The organism is Variovorax sp. 01T439_2, from assembly GCF_056398445.1.
On sequence record NZ_JBFTPJ010000424.1, the window covers coordinates 1 to 4,834 of the forward strand.

At 65.5% G+C, this 4,834-nt stretch carries 4 protein-coding genes; 3 read left to right on the forward strand and 1 reads right to left on the reverse strand.

Annotation, left to right across the window (positions count from 1 at the left end; all coding sequences use genetic code 11):
- The first annotated feature begins 303 nt into the window (after positions 1-303).
- From phbB to AC1DOC_RS19405, 3 genes are all read left to right on the forward strand, one after another.
- On the forward strand, positions 304-1,041 hold the full coding sequence (gene phbB / locus AC1DOC_RS19395; protein ID WP_012747162.1) for an acetoacetyl-CoA reductase: 738 nt from the start codon (positions 304-306) through the stop codon (positions 1,039-1,041).
- A 126-nt stretch (positions 1,042-1,167) separates the two neighbouring features.
- Positions 1,168-2,511 carry a dicarboxylate/amino acid:cation symporter gene (locus AC1DOC_RS19400; RefSeq protein ID WP_012747163.1) on the forward strand — a complete coding sequence of 448 codons (1,344 nt, stop codon included), beginning with the start codon at positions 1,168-1,170 and terminating at the stop codon, positions 2,509-2,511.
- Between the two features lie 47 nt (positions 2,512-2,558).
- Positions 2,559-4,256 (forward strand): cation:proton antiporter domain-containing protein, encoded by a 1,698-nt coding sequence (locus tag AC1DOC_RS19405; RefSeq protein WP_278879363.1) that lies wholly within the window; start codon positions 2,559-2,561, stop codon positions 4,254-4,256.
- Positions 4,257-4,290: 34 nt separating this feature from the next.
- On the opposite strand, the gene AC1DOC_RS19410 is transcribed toward AC1DOC_RS19405, so the two are convergent.
- The gene (locus AC1DOC_RS19410) at positions 4,291-4,695 is read right to left on the reverse strand and encodes a hypothetical protein (RefSeq protein ID WP_018902859.1); all 405 of its coding nucleotides are present in this window, start codon (positions 4,693-4,695) and stop codon (positions 4,291-4,293) included.
- Positions 4,696-4,834 lie beyond the last annotated feature (139 nt).

A 4,834-nucleotide genomic window follows, 5' to 3' on the forward strand; every position in this document is an offset into this window, starting at 1 on the left:
GTCTGGCGCCGCTCGCGCAGGATGGCGCCGACACGGCCGGCGAGGATGGAAAGCGGCTCGAGGCCGGCGGTGTCAGGCATGGGGGCGTTGCCCGGCGTTTTCGAAATTCATACTTTCGAACTCCTTGGAAGCAAAGGGGTGTGCGGGACGGCGGCGGACTTATGCAATATGGTTGCACATGCGGCCGCGCCGTGACAGCTGGTTGCAAGCTCGGCTCAGTGTTTTCCTCAGAGTTCGATGGCTTGAAACTCGCTAGAGTGAAGGCGGCCGTTCAGGCTTTTCGCACACATCAAGGAAAAAATCATGAGCAAGAAAGTTGCATATGTCACCGGGGGCATGGGTGGCATCGGAACAGCCATCTGCCAGCGCCTTCACAAGGACGGCTTCACTGTCGTCGCAGGCTGCGGCCCCACGCGCGACCACGCCAAATGGCTGGCCGAGCAGAAAGCCCTGGGTTTCGAGTTCCATGCGTCGGTCGGCAATGTCGGCGACTGGCAGTCCACCGTCGAGGCCTTTTCCGCCGCCAAGGCAGCGCACGGCCCCATCGACGTGCTGGTCAACAACGCCGGCATCACGCGGGACCGCATGTTCCTGAAAATGACGCCCGAGGACTGGAGCGCGGTCATCGAGACCAACCTCAACAGCATGTTCAACGTCACCAAGCAGGTGGTGGGCGACATGGTCGAGAAGGGCTGGGGCCGCATCATCAACATCAGCTCGGTCAATGGCGCCAAGGGCCAGGCGGGGCAGACCAACTATTCGGCGGCCAAGGCCGGCATGCACGGCTTCACGATGGCGCTGGCGCAGGAGCTGGCGAGCAAGGGCGTCACGGTCAACACCGTGAGCCCGGGCTACATCGGCACCGACATGGTCAAGGCCATCCGCCAGGAAGTGCTCGACAAGATCGTGGCCACCATTCCGGTCAAGCGCCTGGGCGAGCCGAGCGAAATTGCTTCCATCATCGCGTGGCTTGCCACCGACGAGGGCGGCTACAGTACGGGCGCCGACTTCTCGGTCAACGGCGGCCTGCACATGCACTGATCATGCTGACGAGAAGCTGATCGAAAAGACCCGCCGAGGCGGGTTTTTTCATTTCTGCGATGTGGCTTCTACGTATCAGAGAAGCGGTCGATTCGGTTCTACAGTTTCCAACCCTCCGGAGGCAACATGGCAGACACAACAATCACACCCACCAGAAAGCTCCCGCTCTATCGTTCGCTCTACGTGCAGGTGATCACGGCGGTGATCATCGGCGTGCTGCTCGGCCACTTCCAGCCGGCGCTGGGCGAGGCCATGAAGCCGCTGGGCGACGGCTTCATCAAGCTCATCAAGATGATCATTGCGCCGATCATCTTCTGCACCGTGGTGGTGGGCATCGCGGGCATGGAAGACATGAAGAAGGTCGGCAAGACCGGCGGCCTGGCGCTCCTGTACTTCGAGATCGTGAGCTCCATCGCGCTGGTGGTGGGCCTCGTGCTGGTCAACCTGCTCAAGCCCGGCGCGGGCATGAACATCGACCCGTCCACGCTCGACACCAAGGCGCTCGCGTCCTATACCGGCCCGGGCAAGATGACGGGCACGGTCGACTTCCTGCTCAACGTCATTCCCAGCACGCTGGTCGACGCCTTCGCCAAGGGCGAGATCCTGCAGGTGCTGCTGATCGCGGTGCTGTTCGGCTTTGCGCTGCACCGCTTCGGCGGGCGCGGCACGCTGGTGTTCGACGTGATCGAGAAGGGCTCGCACGTGCTCTTCGTGATCGTGGGCTACATCATGAAGCTGGCGCCCATCGGCGCCTTCGGCGCGATGGCCTTCACCATCGGCAAGTACGGCCTGGGCAGCCTGTTCTCGCTCGGCAAGCTGATGGGCACGTTCTACCTGACCTGCCTCTTGTTCATCTTCGTGGTGCTCGGGCTCATTGCGCGCTTCCACGGCTTCAGCATCTGGAAGTTCATCAAGTACATCAAGGAAGAGCTGCTGATCGTGCTGGGCACCTCGTCCTCCGAATCGGTGCTGCCGCGCATGATGGAGAAGATGGAGAACCTGGGCGCCAACAAGACCTGCGTGGGCCTGGTGATTCCCACCGGCTACTCGTTCAACCTGGACGGCACCTCCATCTATCTCACGATGGCGGCCGTGTTCATTGCGCAGGCCACCAACACGCCGATGACGCTGATGCAGGAGATCACGCTGCTGGCCGTGCTGCTGCTCACCTCCAAGGGCGCGGCGGGCGTCACAGGCAGCGGCTTCATCGTGCTGGCAGCCACGCTGTCKGCCGTGGGCCATGTGCCGGTGGCGGGCCTGGCGCTGATCCTGGGCATCGACCGCTTCATGTCGGAGGCGCGCGCGCTGACCAACCTGATCGGCAACGGCGTGGCCACCATCGTGGTGGCCAAGTGGACCAACGAGCTCGACACCGAGCGGCTGCACGCCGGGCTCAACAACGAGAGCTGGGTCGAGTCGCAGGAGCCCGAAGTGCTCGAAGGCGCACGCATCGCAAAGATGGCCGATTGATGCCCGTGTGAAACGAAAGGGGCGCATCGTTCCTGCAAAATGGAGCAATGCCCCACAGCGTTTCCCTGATCAACACGATTGCCGCCGGCCTGGGGCTGGCGCTCGTGCTGGGTTTCCTGGCGCTGCGGCTGCGGCTGCCGGCGCTGGTGGGCTACCTGCTCGCAGGCGTGATCATCGGGCCCTTCACGCCGGGCTTCGTGGCCGATGCGGGCATTGCGGCGCAGCTGGCCGAAATCGGCGTGATGCTGCTGATGTTCGGCGTGGGCCTGCATTTTTCGCTCGACGACCTGCTGGCGGTGCGCAAGATCGCGCTGCCGGGCGCACTCGCGCAGATCGCGGTGGCCACGCTGCTGGGCGGTGCGCTGGCGCTCTGGTGGGGCTGGTCATGGGGCGAGGCGCTGGTCTTCGGCCTGGCGCTGTCGGTGGCAAGCACGGTCGTGCTGCTGCGCGCGCTCGAGAGCCTGGGCATTCTCGATTCGTTCACCGGGCGCATCGCGGTCGGCTGGCTGGTGGTCGAGGACCTGGCCATGGTGCTGGTCCTGGTGCTGATGCCGCCGCTCGCGGGGGCGCTGGGCGGCCAGGCGGGCGATTCGGCCAACGCCGATCCGCTGTGGCAGACGCTCGGCGTCACGCTGCTGCAGGTGGGCGGGTTCGTGGCGCTGATGCTGGTGGTGGGGCGGCGCGCGTTTCCTTGGATTCTCTGGCAGGTCACGCGCACCGGCTCGCGCGAGCTGTTCACGCTGTGCGTGATCGCGGCCGCAGTCAGCATCGCCTTTGCGTCGGCGGCGCTGTTCGGCGTGTCGTTCGCGCTGGGCGCTTTCTTCGCGGGCATGGTGATGCGCGAATCCGAATTCAGCCACCGCGCGGCACAGGAATCGCTGCCGCTGCGCGATGCCTTCGCGGTGCTGTTCTTCGTGTCGGTGGGCATGCTCTTCGATCCCTCGGTGCTCGTCGAGCGGCCGCTGCAGGTGCTGGCGGTGGTGGGCGTGATCGTGCTGGGCAAGTCGCTGGCCGCCTGCGCGCTGGTGCTGGCGTTCCGCTATCCGCTGGGCACGGCGCTCACCGTGAGCGCGAGCCTTGCGCAGATCGGGGAGTTCTCGTTCATTCTTGCGGGGCTCGGCGTCTCGCTCGGCCTGCTGCCGGTGGAGGGGCAGAGCCTGATCCTGGCCGGCGCACTGATTTCCATTGCCACCAATCCGCTGTGGTTCAGCCTGGTCGCACCGATCGAGAAATGGCTGCACGGCCGCTTCCCGGCGGCGCGCAGCCTCGAATCGCACGACCATCCGCTGGCCGAACTGCCGACCACCACCGAAGCCCGTTACCTGTCCCGCCAGGTGGTGCTGGTGGGCTATGGCCGCGTCGGGCGCCGCATCGCATCGGAGCTGGAGGCGCACGACATTCCCTACGTGGTGGCGGAGCAGAACCGCGAACTGGTGGAGAAGCTGCGCGAGGCCGGCGTGGCGGCCGTCTGGGGCGACGCGGCCGATCCGGCCGTGCTGATCCAGGCGCACATCGCGCGTGCCCGCGTGCTGGTGGTGGCCATCCCGGACGCCATGAACGTGCGGCAGATGATGGAAACCGCCCGCACCCTCAATCCGGCCATCGAAACCGTGATCCGCAGCCACAACGAGGAAGAAGCCGGGCTGCTGACGCGCGAGATGGCCGCCACAGTCTTCCTGGGCGAACAGGAACTCGCGCAGGCCATGGCGCGCGACGTGGTGCGGCGCGCAGCGGCGGCCGCCTGAGCCGCCAGCGGATCGATCGAGCAGAGGGTTTCGGTCAGAGGTCTTCGATGACCAGCGTGCGATAGCGCTGCGCGATCGAATAGGGCACGGTGCGCACCAGTTCCATCAGGCGGTTGGCGTCCTCTTCGTGCTTCGTCCTGACCAGGAGGCCGGCATGGCCTTCGCGCGCAAGCTTGGTGTAGGCGCGCACGGTGGCCGCGTCGGTGCCGGCCGAAGGCAGCGGCTCGTCGGCTTCCCTCACGGTGGGCGAGATCTCCTCCAGGATCGTGGCCGCGGGAAGCAGGTAGATCTCGTCGCCGCTCACGCCGTTCTCGATCAGCTTGTGGCCGATGCGGTTGGCGTCCTCCGTGCTCGGGAACATCACCATCGAGTAGCCTGTGGGGTAGAAAGCGCCGCCGATGCTCGAGCGCATGCGGGGCTCCAGAACGAAATTCTTCATGATGCTGCCTCCTGGATGATGCAGTTCTTTGCCCACCACACTAGGCCTGCGGCCGCGCGACTGCTGTAGGCCTGCTCCCCGAAATTCCGCAGGCTGGGCGCGCCAGCCGTCGATGCGGGTCCGGCCGCCTCCTGTACAC